Here is a 16,756-nt window from a genome sequence, read left to right as displayed (position 1 = left end):
AGTTAGACACGCAAATTTTTTTATAAAAACAGAACAAATGTTTGCAAGAAGTGATTAGATACGTTAGAATATAGTTAGAGATGAAACAGTATAAGATAAATTGGAGCAAGGCAGATAATTGTCTGACGGGGAGGAAAAGGGATGCAGGTTTTATCCAGCTATGGCGTAGAATTACGAAAACAGAATATTCCAATCCATCAGACCCTGGAAATCTACCGGTCTGCGGTCAGTTATCTGACAGAAATATATGGGCAGGTGTGGGAAGAACTGGAACAGATTTCCGATAGCAAGAGACGCTTCAATGCCGCGGAGCATCTGGTACATACCACGAAAAAGAATTCTGCACGCTTTGATTTTGATCTTCGCTTCCCGAAGATGCCGTCCTACCTGAGACGAGCCGCAATCCAGCATGCATTGGGAAGTGTATCTTCTTACGAAACACGGATGGATCTGTGGGAAAAGTCAGGAGAAAAAGCAGGGAAACCCAGACTGGCGTATGAGAATCATGCCATGCCTGTTTTTTATCGTGATGTCATGTACAGAGAGGGAAAAGAAGGAAAAGACGAAGCATACCTGAAACTGTATGATGGTCATGACTGGAAATGGTTTTGTGTGCGTTTAAATCACACAGATATGGAATATCTGCGCAAGAACTGGTCGGGGAAAAAGGCATCAGCCCCGACACTGGAGAAAAGATACCATAAATATTTCCTGCGTTTTTCTTATACGGAAGAAGTAACACTTACAAAAACGCCGGTAAAAGAACAGATCATCTGTAGTGTGGACTTGGGAATCAATACCGATGCGGTCTGTACCATTATGCGGGCAGACGGAACTGTCCTGGGAAGAAAATTTATCGATCATCCCAGTGAAAAAGACCGGATGTACCGCACACTGGGACGGATCCGGAGATTCCAGAGAGAGCACGGCTCTGCGCAGTCACGGGGAAGATGGGCATATACGAAACGTCTGAATATAGAGATGGGAAGAAAAATTGCAGGTGCGATCGTAAAATATGCCGAAGAAAACCATGCGGATGTGATCGTATTCGAATATCTGGAAATGCAGGGGAAGATATCCGGAAAGAAAAAGCAGAAACTGCATCTGTGGAGAAAACGGGATATCCAGAAGCGTTGTGAACATCAGGCACACAGAAAAGGAATGCGCATATCCAGAGTCTGTGCATGGAATACAAGCAGGCTTGCGTATGATGGTTCTGGAAATGTATCCCGTAACCCGAAGAATTACAGTATTTGTGTATTCCAGACAGGAAAACAATATAACTGTGATCTGTCGGCATCGTATAATATCGGGGCAAGATATTTTATCAGAGAACTTTTAAAACCCCTTCCGGTAACGGAAAGGTCTTTGCTGGAGGCAAAAGTCCCTCCGGTAAAGCGTAGAACCTCATGTGTTTATGCAGATCTGAAAGAACTTCATTTACAAATGGAAATCTTAAAGGCGGCATAAATGCAGGCAGATATACAGCGGACTACCTGCAATGTGGGAACCTGCCATATCTGGCATGGGAAAATGCGCATAACTGCGCTGTCCTAAGTTACAGGCGTATCCGCCGATATTTAGTCTGACGCCTAAAGCGTCTGGAAGCACGCGACTTCAGTCGTGTGAGGATAAAGTTTTTAATTCACTTAAGAACAAGTGGGGCACTTAAGTTCCATGACTCGGATATTAATACAGTGTTTGATATTAGCCGTTCTATTTATGAGCGTAATTATGCTAAAATCAATACAGTATATAAAGAACATGAGATTTCATCGGAACTGGGCATTGTGATTGGAGCGATTACACAATCACAGCGTCTGATAAGTCAAGCTTTGGAGATGGAACAAAAAGGAGGTAGAATCAATATGTGCAGTGCATTGGAGGAATTAGAGAAAAAAGCAGAGCAGGGAGGAATTGAAAAAGGAATAGAGAAAGGAATTCAGGCAACGATTCGTACCTGCAAAAATTTTAATATTAATAAAGATGCTGTAATAAAGAACCTTATGAAGGAGTTTTCTTTATCAGAAGAAGATGCCGTTAGTTATATAAAAAAATACTGGTAAGGGCTATAATGAAAACATAAATTACAGAGAAATCCACAACTATGCTATTCTTTGAGCAGAGAACTTGTTTGTTTCAGGCAAAGATCTATATTTAATGCCGCCAGCTTTAAGAAGGAGGATTCTTTATGAGGAAAAGATTAATTGCAGTAATCATGGCGTGTGCAATGAGCGTTTCAGCCGGAATGGTTCCAGTGTGGGCGGATGAAGAGCCTATTTACTGGGAGTTTGTGACGGATGGGACGGAAGGTTTACCGGCGGAAACGGCTGCTCATCATTATGATTTCGTATTAGATAGGACAATTACAAATAAGACAGAGAAATTCTGTGTAGTTTATGATAATAGCGGTGCTGTGATCAATCCGGAGTATGAAAATGCCAGCTTGATAATAAAGGCAAATGGAAAAATCTTATTTCAGAAGAAATGCACGACCCCGGAAGGGCTTACAGTAGGAAATATGGATGTGCAAATTCCGAAACAGAAGACTGGAACGAAGATACAGATTTACCTGCAGAGCCAGAGCTGGAAAAGCAATGTAAAGACGATGAAAGTAAAGAATATAAATATGCTGCTTCTGTCAAATCGAACAGATAAGATAAAGAAACCTCAATTGACGCATAAAGGATATCGGGATTATATAAAAGCGATAAAAGGTCAGAGCCTGGTAATCAGTAATGGCAAAAGAATCGTAAAAACAATAAAGTTTAAAGAGGATAATCCGGCGTATGATATTACAAATCTTCTGATAAATAATCGGTGGAATAGTGAACTGTTTTTATATATAAAGCAAGGGAAAAAATACAGCAAGGGATATGTTTATTTTCCTTTGGAAATTGCAATTGCAGAATAGATATACCGATGATTTCAAAATGAGCGTACCGTTCCAGTAGAGTTTGCACGTTGACATCATGTATGTATTCCTCTATAATCATATTATAAATATAACTACGGAAACAATGTACAGATAAGAAGGGAGAGGTATGAAATGAAAGTGTTTATCAAGAGTTTAACAGTAGTTTTTCTTGCCTTGGTGCTTCTGGTGCAGTCGGTTTGGGCGGAGACGAAGGCTGCAGATCCTTATGTGGTGCAGGTTGAGAAGGGATATCTGGCGGTTAGATCGGCTCCGGCTTTTGATGCTTCTAATGAAATTGATAAGCTGTATAACGGAGATATCTTCTATGTCAGCGGCTGGCTTGATGGAGATTACTGGTATGGTTATTCTAAGAATGGAATTGAAGGGTATGTAAATAAAAATTATCTTGTAGCGGACTCAGGATTTAATATTGCATCTAATCTCAAGTATACTCCGGACGGAGGCGACACGATTCTGGAGAATGACTATTTCTCTGTGCAGTTTCCGGCATATATTGACTGGGAGTATGAGGTTGTGAATAATACCACTCTGAAAATTTATCATTCAGGTGCAAAAAAGGATGGTTTTGGCGGAACTGTACTTACAATCATGGCATATGACTGGGGAGACAATTCCTATGAAGAATTTCCAAGCTGGGCAGTGGCGGGCAGCAGTGCAGATAAGAAATACATAGCTGTGCTTCCTACAGATGTTCAGTTTAACCCGAAGGATTCAGTTCAGGCATCCGAATATCGGGAGATGCTTCAGATTGCAGAGGATATGGACAGCAATGATGAAGATGCCTATAATCTTTTTAAGGTAAAATAGGAGAGATATTGTAAATCAAATAAAGTGGGAAAACTTTCTGAAATATGTGACATCACCGTAAAGCCTGCGGTGATGCCACAAAATTTTTATTTGACAAATTGTATGTATAAGACTCTGGATGCAGGAATGAATTACCATCTGTCAAAACCAATCAATCCACCGATTTTGTATAGGGTGTTGGCGGATTATATAAGAGAATAAGAAAATAGAGGCGTAGCCTGCTACGACGCCCTCATCCGAACAAAATCTCCCACAAATTGTGACGCACATCTTACAGAAAGCCTTTTTCAAACACGCTCTAGTGTGATAATCATACTGCCTGAATAAACTTCTCCACATAATACAACGCAGCTCCAATCGCCGGTGTATATTGTCCGTTCGTGCCGACCAGGATATGGGTTCTGTCCAGGGCGAATGGTGAAGAAGCATTGATGTGTTCTGCCAGATACTCAATATCTTCCTCCCAGAATCTGTCGCAAGGATGCGGTGATCAGACAGAATAGTGAGGAACTGCAGGGACTGAAGGAGCAGTATGAGAATCTGGAACTCAGTGCGGAGAATAAGCAGGTGATCGACGATTACATTGCATGCAAGGATGCCAGAGCAGACCGTATGGCGGAGAAACTTTATGAGAAGGGAATGAAGGATGTGAAGAGACGCATCCGTGTTAAGAAGCTGATCCGCAGATGTGTGGTTCTGGCAGCAATCGTTGGGGTTGTGCTGGTTGAGTATGACAAGAACGATAAGAGATGGGACAAGCTGGACAAGATTCTGAAGCTGTTTCCGGATGCAGAAGAAACAGTGTCTGAAGAAGCCTGAATATAATTGATAAAAAATAAAGCACAGGCACTTGTATAGTGGATATGTATCACTTATACAGGTGCCTGTACTATTGATACCCGTGTAGCCGCTGTCATGCGAGGTGTTTTTGCATGTATGTGCTCAAATCCAGAGATATACGGTGTGAATTTATGCCTTGGACTTTGCTTGAAAAATTTATATTTCATGAATTACATAGTGCATTGCTGAGAACGAGGTGAACAGTAGTCTGTACGTGGATTTAAGAAAGATAAATAAAGAAAGATAAATATAAAAAGTTGATTTACGCGGAAGATGATTAATGTTATACTACTTGAACGAGACTGCGTTGAAATGTTAAAGCGTGAATGAGCATTGCATTCCGATAAACTCTGTGAATGTGAAACGTATTGCTGAGAACGGAGAAAATATAATCAACGGGTCAGTATGGGGAAAGTAGAGAGTAAAAAATCTGAAAGGATAATCACATGATTGTAACATTAATTGAAAAGTGTATTCATTTCTGTAGGGAGATCTGGTCGGCGTGGTAGCGGCAGTTTCGGCAGGGGGTGCAGGTGCAGTATTCTGGATGTGGGTGACTGCTATTATTGGTTCTTCCACTGCGTTTGTGGAGGCAACGCTTGCACAATTATATAAGGAAAAAGATCCTCTTTATGGAGGATACAGAGGCGGTCCGGCCTGATCTGCTGGTGCCGGTCATGGCGGTGTGCTATTTCATGATCACTTTGTTTATTATTTTTTCAAATATCGGAAGCCTTCCGGGGATATTCAGCAGGATTTTCAGAGAGGCATTTGGTTTTCGACAGATAGCGGCAGGCGGATTTGGGGCAGTGCTGATGAATGGAATTAAGAGAGGACTGTTTTCCAATGAAGCAGGCTCCGGTTCTACGCCTTGTGCAGCTGCAGCGGCGGAATGTGACCAGCCGGTGAAAGCAGGACTGGTGCAGGCTCTGGGTGTATTTGTGGATACGATTGTGATCTGCAGTTGTACGGCAATGATCATGCTTCTGGCACCGGAAGAGCTGAAAGAATACGAAGATGGTAAGAAATAACGTGCTGTTGAGAGTTTGGCATTTTCATGCCAAAACACTTCGCAGAATAGTAGCGAGTGAACAGTAACAATGAGGTCATTTATAGTAACGGCAACATTGACAAATAGTTTGTGTATGAGTACAATAGCAGATAAGTGGTCTCTGCTGTTGTGCAGTGATACCGAATGAAAATATATGAATTCCACTGTATGAGGCAGTCAGGGATGAATTTGGGAATTGTTACTGAGAACAAGGAGAACAGAAATTTGTGAAAGAATCACACAGGAAAGGAATTAGACAAATGAGTAAATGGGAAGCAAATGTCCGTAAAGTAATACCATATACACCAGGAGAACAGCCAAACCAGCCGGATATGATCAAGCTGAATACAAACGAGAATCCATATCCTCCGGCACCTGGAGTGGAGAAAGCATTAAAAGGGATGGATACAGATACGATGAGACTTTATCCGGATCCAACAGCGGGAGATCTGGTACATGCCATTGCACAGAATTATGGTCTGAAAGATGAGCAGGTTTTCGTTGGAGTTGGTTCTGATGATGTTCTTGCCATGAGCTTTCTGACTTTCTTTAATTCAGAGAAACCAGTTCTGTTTCCAGACATTACTTATTCTTTTTATGATGTGTGGGCAGATCTGTTCCGTATTCCATATGAGAGACCGGCGCTGGATGAGAACTTTCATATAAAGAAGGAAGACTATTTCAAAGAAAATGGTGGGATTGTTTTTCCAAATCCGAATGCACCGACCGGTGTGGAGATGCCGCTTGCAGATGTAGAGGATATTATCCGTCATAATCCGGAAGTGATCGTGATCGTGGATGAAGCATATGTAGATTTCGGCGGTCAGTCAGCACTGCCGCTGATTGAGAAATATGATAATCTTCTGGTTGTGCAGACATTCTCCAAATCACGCTCTATGGCGGGAATGAGAATTGGTTTTGCATGCGGAAATGAGAAGCTGATCAAATTCCTGAATGATGTGAAGTATTCCTTTAACTCTTATACCATGGATCGTACTGCTCTTGCGGCAGGCGTGGCTGCTGTGGAGGATCAGGCATACTTTGAGGAGACATGTAATAAGATCATAGAGACAAGAGAATGGACAAAGAAAGAACTGACGGCACTGGGATTCTCTTTCCAGGATTCCAAATCTAACTTTATCTTTGCTACTCATAAGACCTGTCCGGCAGCAGAGCTTTTCGAGGCACTGAGAGAGCAGCATATCTATGTGCGTTACTTCCCGAAAGACAGGATTGACAATTTCCTTCGTATTACGATTGGAACAAAAGAAGAAATGCAGAAGTTTATTGACTTTCTGAAAGATTATCTGAAATAAAATTTAGGAGGCTTTATGGAGGCACTGGTACATTGGTTCTCGCAGAACCTGTCACAATACATTTCACCGGAGGGAGCGGTATTCTTTATTTCTATGATTCCGCTGCTGGAACTTCGAGGAGGACTGCTTGCTGCTTCTCTGCTGAAGATTTCCGCTGCGAAAGCGATTCCGCTGTGTATTATTGGAAATATTATTCCGATTCCGTTTATTTTGCTGTTTATCAGACAGATATTTAAGGTATTAAAGAAAACAAAGCTTTTCAGAGGACTGGTCATTAAAATGGAGAACCGGGCGATGAGTAAGAGTGATCAGGTGAAGAAATATGAGTTTTGGGGTCTGATGCTGTTTGTGGGGATTCCACTTCCGGGAACAGGAGCCTGGACCGGATCTCTGATCGCATCTCTGCTCGAGATTGATATTAAGAAATCATCCCTGGCAATTCTCTGTGGGATCATTATGGCAACTGTGATCATGTATGTTGTTTCTTATGGATTAGTGGGAAACCTGGTACACTGACCGGATCGGGCAATTCTTTGCTTTGATCGTGAAGAGTAATAAGCAGAGTCTTTGTTTCCAATGCGAGAAGAAATAAGAATGACGGGGAAACCAGAGGGGATGCTGGTACAGCGAAAAAAAGCAGTTCAAATGTGTGAGATATCCGTATATACGGATATCAAAGACAGTTGAACTGTTTTTTTGATACAACGAAAAACTTATGAAATCTTCTGTTATATAAAAGTGGTCCGGGCAGGCGTATACCATTGAGAAGAATGATGAAAAAGAATAGTTATATTATAGCAATCCTCTAAAATAATGCATCTTAATCCAGCCCATCAGAGCGTGAAATCCTGCGTCAGATATCTTTGCCGTGCGTTAGCACGTCTGCAGATATCTTCCTTGTCTTCCGCACTCTGCTGAACTGTCTTAAATGCATTATTTACGAGGATTGCTATAATTTTCGCTTTAACATATCTGCATTGGAGGCAAACTTCAATGCGGTTTCTTTTGTGATCTTTCGCTGTTTGTAGAGTTCCAGGAGGCTCTGGTCCATAGAACGCATATGTTCATGTGCAGAAGATGCGATCACACCATCAATCTGGTGAACTTTATTATCACGGATCATGTTTCGGATCGCAGGATTCAGACGCATCACTTCGAAGACCGGAATGGTATGTCCGTTGATATCCGGGATAAGCTGCTGAGAGATAACGGCCTGCAGTACCATGGATAACTGAATGGAAACCTGCCTCTGTTGTGTGGGTTCGAACACATCCACGATACGTCCGATGGTATTGGCGGCACCTGTGGTATGAAGACTGGACAGTACGAGATGGCCGGTTTCTGCGGCAGTCATGGCAGTCTGGATAGTTTCATAATCACGCATTTCTCCAAGAAGGATAACGTCAGGACTCTGGCGGAGAGTGGCACGCAGGGAAACAAGATAGCTCTCGGTATCCGTGCAGATCTCTCGCTGGCTGACGATACATTTGTCATGCCTGTGCAGGTATTCCAGCGGGTCTTCAAGGGTAATGATATGACCCTCACGGGAGTGATTGATACGGTCAACGATACAGGCCATGGTAGTAGATTTACCGCTTCCGGCAGGACCTGTGACAAGAACCATGCCTTTGGTAAAATCAGCTGCTGACATGACATCCTCAGGGATGTTCAGTACATCCGGGTCAGGAAGTTCGAATGCGATCACACGGATAACTGCAGCCAGGGAACCACGCTGACGATAAGTATTGACACGAAAACGGGACAGACCCGGGATGGAGAATGAGAAGTCATCATCTCCTGTTTCCAGAAAACTGTCAAAATTTCGGTCATTTGCCATATGGTAGATCTGGCGCAGGAAGCTTTCTGTATCTGCAGGCATCATCCGTTCTCCATATGTAGAAAGTTTGCCGTCAATTTTAAAGGAAAGCGGGCGGCCGGCGATGATAAAAATGTCAGATGCATGGTTGGTGGTTGCATAGGATAAATATTCAGGTATAGATTGTTCTGTCATTTGGTATCTCCTTTATAAACGGGTTGTCTGGTATCTGGATTCCAGTCTGCTGTAGTGATGGTCTTCCAGGTAAGGATCTCAGGTGTGAGGTCAGACTGGCCGGCCGCATAAGGAATACTGATTTCTATAGAAAGAGACTGTTCATCTGTGCATTTAACGGTGAACGATAAAATCTGTTCTGTCTGATTCCATGCAGCGTCAGGATACTGTACGGTAATGGAGGACATTTTCTTATTGAAGGCAGTCTGATCTTTGCTGCCGGTAAATGCTTCCTGCGCATAGGCAGTCAGTTCATGATATTCATTGGTGGCGTTCCGACAGGCAGTGTAATAAGCAGTGGTCTGGTCAAGTGTTAAGCGGCTGGTCTGCAGATCCTGTCTGGAAGTTCCAAGTGTCAGAAGTGCCAGGATTACCAGACAGAGTACTGCGAAGATCGTACACATGGAAGGGATTCCAATTGATAGAAAAGAACTTCTTTTTTTATTCATAAGTGGTCATCCTTTCGTTACTGTTTGCTGGTAACATCCTTTCTGCTGTCATCAGGAAATGCCGTGGACAGCTGATACAGACAGTTCTGCTGTGCATCATAGAAGCTGATATCCGCTGTTTTTTCTGTTTCGAAAGTATTTAGCTGAATATTCATGATGTATCTGGCAGAAGACTCTGTACAGCCGTTCCAGTTGCTGTCGTAGTAATAATGTAGAAGATTGTCTGTAGAGTTACCCGGTTCTCCGAAAATTCTGGAAAAAGAGGAAATCTGTCCATCCCATCCCTCCAGAACTTCTCCGGCGGAAGTTGTCAACTCCTGGATATGATTAAGTTCCCGGGCTTTGGTCCGCTGAGTTTTTGCAGCTGCGAAGATTCTGACACAGGCAGTACAGGTGAGTGCCAGGATCAGAATAGAAAGGATCATTTCTATCAAAAACAGGCTTGATTTAGAATGTGTAGTTAATTTTTGCATTGATAAATTCTCCATATTCTAGGAACCGAAACCGGAATGTAACAGCAGACTGCTTGTATTTCCGTCCGGATCTTTCAGTGTAATGCGGTAAAAACCAGATGTTTCCTGCTGTACCTGAAAATCATTCAGTTCTGCGATATTTGTACCCATCTGGGCAGAAGGAGTATTTCCGGCAGCAGTGAAAAGTTCTTTCAGGTGATGGTCTTTCAGATAAATATAGGTAATGTATTGCTGGCCATTTACAGTATCAGTCATACAAAAGGCAGGGGAACCATCCACAGTGTCTGTGGAAATTGTCTGGTCGCTGTCATGCTGGCGAAACTTTGCGGTTATGTAAGCAGATGCGGTATACAGGTTGTTATTTTCCTGGTTTCCTGCAACTGCGGTGCGGTATGCCTGTGCAGAAAAAAGAATCATGAGAAGCAGGAAAATTAGAAAAAATCCTAGCAGTACAACTGTAAAAATATTGTCGATGGGGTGTTTGCGGCTGTTGGAGAAGTTCATGACAATCCTCCTTTCCCGGATGACAGTACCAGTACGCTGACAGAAGGAAGAAGGTTGGAGCCGTTAGGCACATATTCAACAACAAATTTATCGGCATCGTAGGAAATGTTGTAATCCTGCAGCAATTCATCCAGACTCTGTGGGTAATGTCCGGTCAGTGCGTAGGTCCGGATGGCACCCTGTTCCAGTGCCTGACGCAGAGAAGTCTGCTCCTGTGTGATGGTTTCTCTGCCTGCATAGGAAATCCCCACATAAAAAATGAGGCAGAGTGCGGCAAGGATAATAACCGGGAGAAAATCGCGGAATTTCCGGTTAAACCGCATGCATCGTGTTTCAAATAAATTCATGGTAATTACCTCGCACAATTTCTGATTGAATGGATAAAATCAGCTTATAAGCAAATTGGTAATGGTGATCTTGTATAATTTCTGATAAAGGTTGCTTCATATCAGTTAACTTACACAATTTCAGAAAGGATTCCAAGCAGAGGCATCATAACTGAGAAAAGAACCAGTCCTACCAGAAGGGAGAACACGATTACAATTGATGGCTCTACAATGGAAATGATGTTTCCGGTTACAGTCAGAGACGCCTCACGGTATCTCTGAGCCAGTTTGTTCATGACTTCATCTGCTGCACCTGCACGCAGTCCGACGATGATCAGGCGGGCGTTCAGCCCTTCGAAGAGTCCTGATTCAGAAAGTGCATCTTCAAAAAGCATTCCTTCTGTCAGAAGATCGCATGCTTTTTTCGTTTTCTCTTTGATATCCGGACGGGAAAGGAGATTCTGTGCCATTTCCAGTGTGATGATATGGTCCATTCCGCTGTGAATTCCCATGGCGATTGCCTGTGTCAGACGTGCATAGTCTGCGGAAATAGAGATTTCTTTTATATAAGGAAGCCTGCCGGAGAGCTGATGCAGATAAATGCGGCCTTTTTCTGTGAAAAAGAGTGCAGAGAATCCAATAATGATCACCAGTACAAGGATAAGCAGTACAGCAGAATAACGGCTGATCACATTTCCTGCGTTAAGGAGTCCGTTTGAGAATTGGTTCATTTCCAGTCCCATCTGTTGAAAGACCTGACGGAAAACCGGAAGGACTTTTACCAGAAGGATTATGATGACTGCCCCCATCATTGCAAGCATAAGCAGAGGATAGGTGACAGCACTTCGGATGTTTTCGGAAATTTCCAGTTCCTGTTCGTAATGGTCGGAAAGGCTTTTGAGGACTTCATCCAGGCATCCGGTTTCTTCTCCGATATTTACATAAGAGATCATAGATTCCGGGAAGTACCCGGAGTTTTTTAAGGTTTGAGCGAAGGAACCGTTCTGTTCGAAATCTGTCAGCAAAAGCTGGTAGAAATCTTTTCCATTTTGTGTATGACTGTCATCCAGCATAAGCTGTAATCCTTCGGCACAGGAAATACCGGAGTGAAGAAGGATGGAAAACTGCTCACAGAAATGAAAGAGTTCCTCATTGGTTAGTTTGTTTTTTTGACGCATAAATGCCTCCTGAATGTTTGTCAGACTGTACATGGCGTGGTGCGCACGAACAGTCTGTACGAAAATTATATTCTGGTGTTATATTCGGGTGTTGACAGTCTGATATCCGAACAGAATTGCATTGCAGTGGAGCTGCTGAACCAAAACTGGTAAGTTCATTGCTTCAATTGCGAATATCTGATTGATCTTGCTGGTATATTAACGGGTAAACTGTACGCTGTAATTGTCATCGTCCCCTATATATTGCTGAATGGTTTCCGCATCCTGGCTGTTGGAATCGAAGGTCGGATCCATACGTGACCAGGAATCACCGCTGAACTCGACGGCCTTATCTACCCATCCTTTTGAGCGGATATAGACATTGATCCAGGCATGTTTAACTGTGCCGGCGTATCCGATCTGAAGCTTGCAGGGAATGTCGCGTGCACGGAGCATGGCGGTTGTCAGGGCTGCATAGTCAAAGCAGATTCCTTTTTTGGACTGCAAAGTTGCATCGACATCAGGAATGTAGCCGGATTCTACTGTGTCAGCCAGATCATAATCATAGGTAAGATTCTCGACTACGTAATTGTAGATGGCCTGAAGGGCGTCCACATCTGAGGTATCTTCGGAAACAATGGAAAGTGCCAGTTTACTGGATTCTGAGTCCGGTGTGAAATTCACGTACTGATTTGGATAAAGAAATGGCAGAAACTCATTCTTTAAACTGATATCCAGGGTATCTGCGAACAGGGCGGCGTACTGGGAACCGTCAATCTGCTGATAACAGCAGACCTGGTAGGTACCGCTTCCGCTGGAAAAAGGAATGACAGCGCTTTCTCCGGGATCTATAAAATAGGAATAAATAACGCCGTCTTCGGCAGTAAGCTGCACATTCATTTTCAGGTCTTGGGAATCAGAGACTGCGGTGAGATATCCCTGCTCTTTATTAGAAATGTCCAGGATCAGCGGGGATGCGCCCAGTGTTTCTTTTCCCGGAGATTCGGGTACGAGTACCTGAAGCGGGGAATAAACAGGCGGTTCGGAGGAATTACCTGTCGAAGAACCACATCCGGAAAGCAGCAGGACTGGAATCAGGATCAGTGCAATAATGGGGCGGATACGAAAAATCCGCATTTATTTTCTCCTTTTTTATCGTATGAAGTTGGTTAAAAGCTGTTCAGTAATCTGTGGCTTTATGAGCCGTTTTGACATGGAAATATTAGAAATCCAGGACATGTGAGTCAAAGTACTAAACAGATGCATTTGTCTTATATCAGTATAGCAGATTTACAGGAAAAGAAAAATGAGATTTATGTAAAAAGATGGTGGAAATATTTAATATTTCTGTAAGAAACCTTGACAAAACAAAGAAAAAAAGCATATACTATAGTAAAGGCAAACCTGTTGAAAAGCAGAGACGCAAAGCCAAGGGTCTAAGGTCGTAAGAAGACTATGACAGCCGGTTGCCGCATTTAAATCCGATTTTGTGATGCGATTTCAGAGAATATGATGAAAGCTGATGTCTGTCAGCTGATTTTGTGGCGACCGTTTATAGTTATATAAGCGGTTTTTGTATTTTTAGAACGCATTTCATGTAGGGGCATAATCAGAAAGGATGTGTATAAGATTATGAAGAAGAGAATAGTCGAATTATTAAAGAAAAGAAAAGTAGCAGCAGGGATTACAGCAGTAGTTCTTGCAGTAGCAGTAGGTGGTACGGCTGTGGTACAGCAGAATCAGATTCCGGAACTGCCGTCATACACGGATCCGGTAATGGAGACTACCATTGAGGAAGAGGAAACACCTCTCGCATCCCAGCCGAAAGTAAACACCAAAACAAGCAAGAGTACTTCAACCAAGAAAGTTACCATGAAGAAAGCCGCAACCAAGACTTATACAAAGGCTCTTCCGGAAACATCTACAACATCTAAGAAGACAGCTGAGACATCAAATGCTACAGTTGTAACTCAGACAACAGTTGTAAAGAATGTTACAGAGAAGTATACAAAGAAATCTAAGGTAAAAGTTGTTACCACAAATGCAACAACAACAGTAACAACTACTACAACTGCTAAAACCGGCACAACAACTGCAGTATCAACTTCCAGTTCTGTGAAGGGCACAATCGATGTTGGACAGTATGCATCAAAAGCAGACAGTCGTGTACTTACTGCATACAGAACACTTGGATTTACAGCAGTGGTAGATCCGTCTGTTTCTTATTCCGGATATTATGATACTCGCAACAGAAAGATCACACTTAGAAAATTAGATGATACTGTTTATCATGAGTTAGGACATTTTGTAGCATTTATTTCCGGAAATACAGATCAGACAGCTGCATTCAAGGCGATTTTCGCACAGGAGAAAGCTCTGTATACAGCATATAACAAATCTTACGTTACACAGAACAGCTCAGAGTACTTTGCAGAGTCCTTCAAGGAATATACATTGAATCCTGCAGCCCTGAAATCTGCAAGACCTAAGACTTATGCAGCAGTACAGGAAGCTGTTTCCAAGTTCACAGATGACCGCATTGCGAAAGTGCAGAAGACATACAGCGTGGTTTGGAAATAAGACAGGTAAATAAGAATTTCCTTAATAAACTTTATACCATATAACATAAGGATCCAGAGGCAGATGTCTCTGGATTCTTGTATTATAGACAGCGGCGATTTGTGTCGGATGAAAGAGCTTGCCAACAAAACTATTTTGGAATAATATAGTATTGGCAATATTACAGGAAATATGTTAATATAGAAAAGAACTACAGGACAGCCGATGTCCCACGGATACTAAATATAATTAGATATTCATGGTTACTATTCACTGGTAATATCCCGCGAAGTGTGTTGCTGGGAATGGAGTGAGCAGTAACTATTCATGTCGTTTCGGACAGATTATCCCATGAACAGTTATAGAAGAAGAACGAAATAAACATTATAGAGAAATCAGTCAGATACATAAGAAGTTGAAAAAACGAAAATCAAAATAATTGTGACTATTAATTGATGAAGAGCAGAGGATTATTTTATGAGAGAAAAGTATGAATCATTATCACTGGCAACTTTAAAAGATTTGGCAAAGGCCAGAGGATTAAAAGGGATTTCGACATTAAGAAAACCGGAATTGATCGAGAGAATGCTTCGCGAAGATGAACTGGAAAATACTTCAAAAGCGCAGGAAACCGTACAGGAAAAACCACAGGAAGAGGTATGGGGAAATGCAGCAGAGAAACCACAGGAGAATGTGCAGGGAGCTGTAGCTGAGAGAGCACAGGAGAGTGCGGCAGAGAGACCAAGACAGTACGGAAGACCACTGAAATATAACAGACCACAGCAATATGGCAGAGGACAGGAGCGCCAGATAGAGCGAACACAAGACAGAAGTCAGGAGCGCCAGGCAGAGCGGGTACAGGACAGAAGTCAGGAACGCCAGATGGAGCATGTACAGGACAGAAATCAGGAGCATCAGACAGAAAACATGCAGGACAGAGTACAGGACTATCAGGCAGACAGAACACAGGAGAGACCGCAGTATCATGCACCTGCAGAGACTGTACAGCAGCTTGACAGTGGAGAACGTGCAGATGGAATCCTGGAGGTGCTTCCGGATGGATACGGTTTCATTCGCTGCGAGAACTATCTGCCGGGAGAGAATGATATTTATGTGTCACCGTCGCAGATCCGCAGATTTAATCTGAAAACAGGAGATATCATTAAAGGAAATATCCGCATCAAGACACAGGGAGAGAAATTCAGTGCCCTTTTATATGTGACTTCGATCAACGGATTCCATCCAAGCGAAGGACAGAAACGATACAATTTCGAGGATATGACTCCAATCTTTCCAAATGAGAGACTGAAGATGGAGAGACCTGGCGGTACAGTAGCCATGAGAATCGTGGATCTGATCAGCCCGATCGGTAAGGGACAGAGAGGTATGATCGTATCTCCTCCGAAAGCAGGTAAGACCACTTTGTTAAAAGATGTTGCGAAATCCATTCTCAGAAACAATCCGGACATGCATCTGATCATCCTTCTGATCGATGAACGTCCGGAGGAAGTTACAGATATTAAGGAAGCTATCTGCGGTGATAACGTAGAAGTTATTTATTCTACTTTTGATGAGCTTCCGGAACATCATAAACGTGTATCTGAGATGGTTGTAGAACGTGCACGTCGTCTGGTTGAGCACAAGAAAGACGTTACAATTCTGCTTGATTCTATCACAAGACTGGCAAGAGCGTACAATCTGATCATTCCGCCAAGCGGCAGAACTCTTTCCGGTGGTCTGGATCCGGCAGCCCTTCATATGCCGAAGAGATTCTTTGGTGCGGCCAGAAATATGAGGGAGGGCGGCAGCCTTACCATTCTTGCAACTGCACTTGTAGATACAGGAAGTAAGATGGATGATGTTATCTATGAGGAATTTAAGGGAACCGGTAATATGGAACTGGTTCTGGACCGTAAACTTCAGGAGAAACGTGTATTCCCGGCGATTGATATCCAGAAATCAGGTACCAGAAGGGAAGATCTGCTGCTGAATAAAGAGGAGCAGGAAGCGGTCTACAATATGCGTAAAGCGCTCAATGGAATGAAGTCTGAGGATGCAGTAGAACAGATCCTGAATATGTTTGCACGAACCAGAAATAATGAAGAATTTGTACAGACTGTAAAAAAACAGAAATTTTTCTGAAAATAATGGAGAAAAATTAGGTTACTGTTCATTCCGTTCTCAGTAACTTAATTTTTAAAATTTGTTAAAATAAATTTTAAAAAAACTTGCATTCCCAGGGACAATATGTTATACTCATAAAGCTGTTTAATAGTAAATTCGTCA

Annotated in this window: 18 protein-coding genes, 1 pseudogene and 1 riboswitch; of the genes and pseudogenes, 11 read left to right on the top strand and 8 right to left on the bottom strand. The window is 42.6% G+C overall.

Annotation, left to right across the window (positions count from 1 at the left end; genetic code table 11):
- Positions 1-141: 141 nt before the first annotated feature.
- The 4 genes from KQI87_RS03075 (at position 142) to KQI87_RS03060 (ending at position 3,745) form a co-directional block, all read left to right on the top strand.
- Positions 142-1,470: an IS200/IS605 family accessory protein TnpB-related protein gene (locus KQI87_RS03075; RefSeq protein ID WP_216458868.1), complete on the top strand. Its 1,329-nt coding sequence runs from the start codon at positions 142-144 to the stop codon at positions 1,468-1,470.
- Between the two features lie 227 nt (positions 1,471-1,697).
- Positions 1,698-2,066 (top strand): hypothetical protein, encoded by a 369-nt coding sequence (locus KQI87_RS03070; RefSeq protein ID WP_216458867.1) that lies wholly within the window; start codon positions 1,698-1,700, stop codon positions 2,064-2,066.
- A 125-nt stretch (positions 2,067-2,191) separates the two neighbouring features.
- Positions 2,192-2,914 (top strand): hypothetical protein, encoded by a 723-nt coding sequence (locus tag KQI87_RS03065; RefSeq protein WP_216458866.1) that lies wholly within the window; start codon positions 2,192-2,194, stop codon positions 2,912-2,914.
- Between the two features lie 135 nt (positions 2,915-3,049).
- Positions 3,050-3,745 (top strand): SH3 domain-containing protein, encoded by a 696-nt coding sequence (locus KQI87_RS03060; protein ID WP_216458865.1) that lies wholly within the window; start codon positions 3,050-3,052, stop codon positions 3,743-3,745.
- A 141-nt stretch (positions 3,746-3,886) separates the two neighbouring features.
- On the opposite strand, the gene KQI87_RS17125 is transcribed toward KQI87_RS03060, so the two are convergent.
- Positions 3,887-4,015 carry a DUF6783 domain-containing protein gene (locus KQI87_RS17125; RefSeq protein WP_334300719.1) on the bottom strand — a complete coding sequence of 43 codons (129 nt, stop codon included), beginning with the start codon at positions 4,013-4,015 and terminating at the stop codon, positions 3,887-3,889.
- Between KQI87_RS17125 and KQI87_RS17120 the strand changes: the two genes are divergently transcribed.
- The 5 genes and pseudogenes from KQI87_RS17120 (at position 3,980) to KQI87_RS03040 (ending at position 7,468) form a co-directional block, all read left to right on the top strand.
- Positions 3,980-4,072, top strand: coding sequence for a DUF6783 domain-containing protein (locus KQI87_RS17120; protein WP_334300718.1), 93 nt, complete (start codon positions 3,980-3,982; stop codon positions 4,070-4,072). The genes KQI87_RS17125 and KQI87_RS17120 overlap by 36 nt on opposite strands.
- 159 nt (positions 4,073-4,231) lie before the next feature.
- Positions 4,232-4,564, top strand: a complete 333-nt coding sequence (locus KQI87_RS03055) for a hypothetical protein (protein WP_330655659.1) — start codon at positions 4,232-4,234, stop codon at positions 4,562-4,564.
- A 508-nt stretch (positions 4,565-5,072) separates the two neighbouring features.
- Positions 5,073-5,607: pseudogene (locus tag KQI87_RS03050) on the top strand (alanine:cation symporter family protein); the annotation flags it as partial.
- A gap of 289 nt (positions 5,608-5,896) precedes the next feature.
- The gene (hisC, locus tag KQI87_RS03045; RefSeq protein WP_216458864.1) at positions 5,897-6,952 is read left to right on the top strand and encodes a histidinol-phosphate transaminase; all 1,056 of its coding nucleotides are present in this window, start codon (positions 5,897-5,899) and stop codon (positions 6,950-6,952) included.
- Between the two features lie 15 nt (positions 6,953-6,967).
- The gene (locus tag KQI87_RS03040; RefSeq protein ID WP_216458863.1) at positions 6,968-7,468 is read left to right on the top strand and encodes a COG2426 family protein; all 501 of its coding nucleotides are present in this window, start codon (positions 6,968-6,970) and stop codon (positions 7,466-7,468) included.
- A 433-nt stretch (positions 7,469-7,901) separates the two neighbouring features.
- On the opposite strand, the gene KQI87_RS03035 is transcribed toward KQI87_RS03040, so the two are convergent.
- The 7 genes from KQI87_RS03035 to KQI87_RS03005 all read right to left on the bottom strand — a co-directional run bounded on the left by KQI87_RS03035 (position 7,902) and on the right by KQI87_RS03005 (position 13,048).
- Complete coding sequence (locus KQI87_RS03035) at positions 7,902-8,963, bottom strand: type IV pilus twitching motility protein PilT (RefSeq protein WP_216458862.1); 1,062 nt, start codon at positions 8,961-8,963, stop codon at positions 7,902-7,904.
- Complete coding sequence (locus tag KQI87_RS03030) at positions 8,960-9,451, bottom strand: hypothetical protein (protein WP_216458861.1); 492 nt, start codon at positions 9,449-9,451, stop codon at positions 8,960-8,962. The genes KQI87_RS03035 and KQI87_RS03030 overlap by 4 nt, the downstream gene beginning before the upstream one ends.
- 17 nt (positions 9,452-9,468) lie before the next feature.
- Positions 9,469-9,924 carry a hypothetical protein gene (locus KQI87_RS03025; protein ID WP_216458860.1) on the bottom strand — a complete coding sequence of 152 codons (456 nt, stop codon included), beginning with the start codon at positions 9,922-9,924 and terminating at the stop codon, positions 9,469-9,471.
- A gap of 18 nt (positions 9,925-9,942) precedes the next feature.
- Positions 9,943-10,428, bottom strand: a complete 486-nt coding sequence (locus KQI87_RS03020; RefSeq protein WP_216458859.1) for a DUF4860 domain-containing protein — start codon at positions 10,426-10,428, stop codon at positions 9,943-9,945.
- A complete protein-coding gene (locus tag KQI87_RS03015) occupies positions 10,425-10,775 on the bottom strand; it encodes a hypothetical protein (protein WP_216458858.1) in 351 nt (116 codons plus the stop codon). Before KQI87_RS03015 ends, KQI87_RS03020 begins: the two co-directional genes overlap by 4 nt.
- Positions 10,776-10,885: 110 nt before the next feature.
- On the bottom strand, positions 10,886-11,932 hold the full coding sequence (locus tag KQI87_RS03010; RefSeq protein ID WP_216458857.1) for a type II secretion system F family protein: 1,047 nt from the start codon (positions 11,930-11,932) through the stop codon (positions 10,886-10,888).
- A gap of 198 nt (positions 11,933-12,130) precedes the next feature.
- On the bottom strand, positions 12,131-13,048 hold the full coding sequence (locus KQI87_RS03005) for a transglutaminase-like domain-containing protein (protein WP_216458856.1): 918 nt from the start codon (positions 13,046-13,048) through the stop codon (positions 12,131-12,133).
- A 250-nt stretch (positions 13,049-13,298) separates the two neighbouring features.
- Positions 13,299-13,385: riboswitch (cyclic di-GMP riboswitch) on the top strand.
- A 158-nt stretch (positions 13,386-13,543) separates the two neighbouring features.
- Here KQI87_RS03005 and KQI87_RS16485 point away from each other — a divergent pair.
- Together KQI87_RS16485 and rho are read left to right on the top strand one after the other, a co-directional pair.
- Complete coding sequence (locus KQI87_RS16485; protein WP_253292344.1) at positions 13,544-14,491, top strand: anthrax toxin lethal factor-related metalloendopeptidase; 948 nt, start codon at positions 13,544-13,546, stop codon at positions 14,489-14,491.
- A gap of 456 nt (positions 14,492-14,947) precedes the next feature.
- Positions 14,948-16,612, top strand: coding sequence for a transcription termination factor Rho (gene rho / locus KQI87_RS02995; protein ID WP_216458855.1), 1,665 nt, complete (start codon positions 14,948-14,950; stop codon positions 16,610-16,612).
- The last annotated feature ends 144 nt before the right edge of the window (positions 16,613-16,756 follow it).

The organism is Blautia sp. MSJ-9, assembly GCF_018919065.1.
Taxonomy (GTDB): Bacteria; Bacillota; Clostridia; order Lachnospirales; family Lachnospiraceae; genus Blautia_A.
Note: the sequence above shows the minus strand (reverse complement) of the source record. Positions and strands in the feature narration are given on the sequence as shown.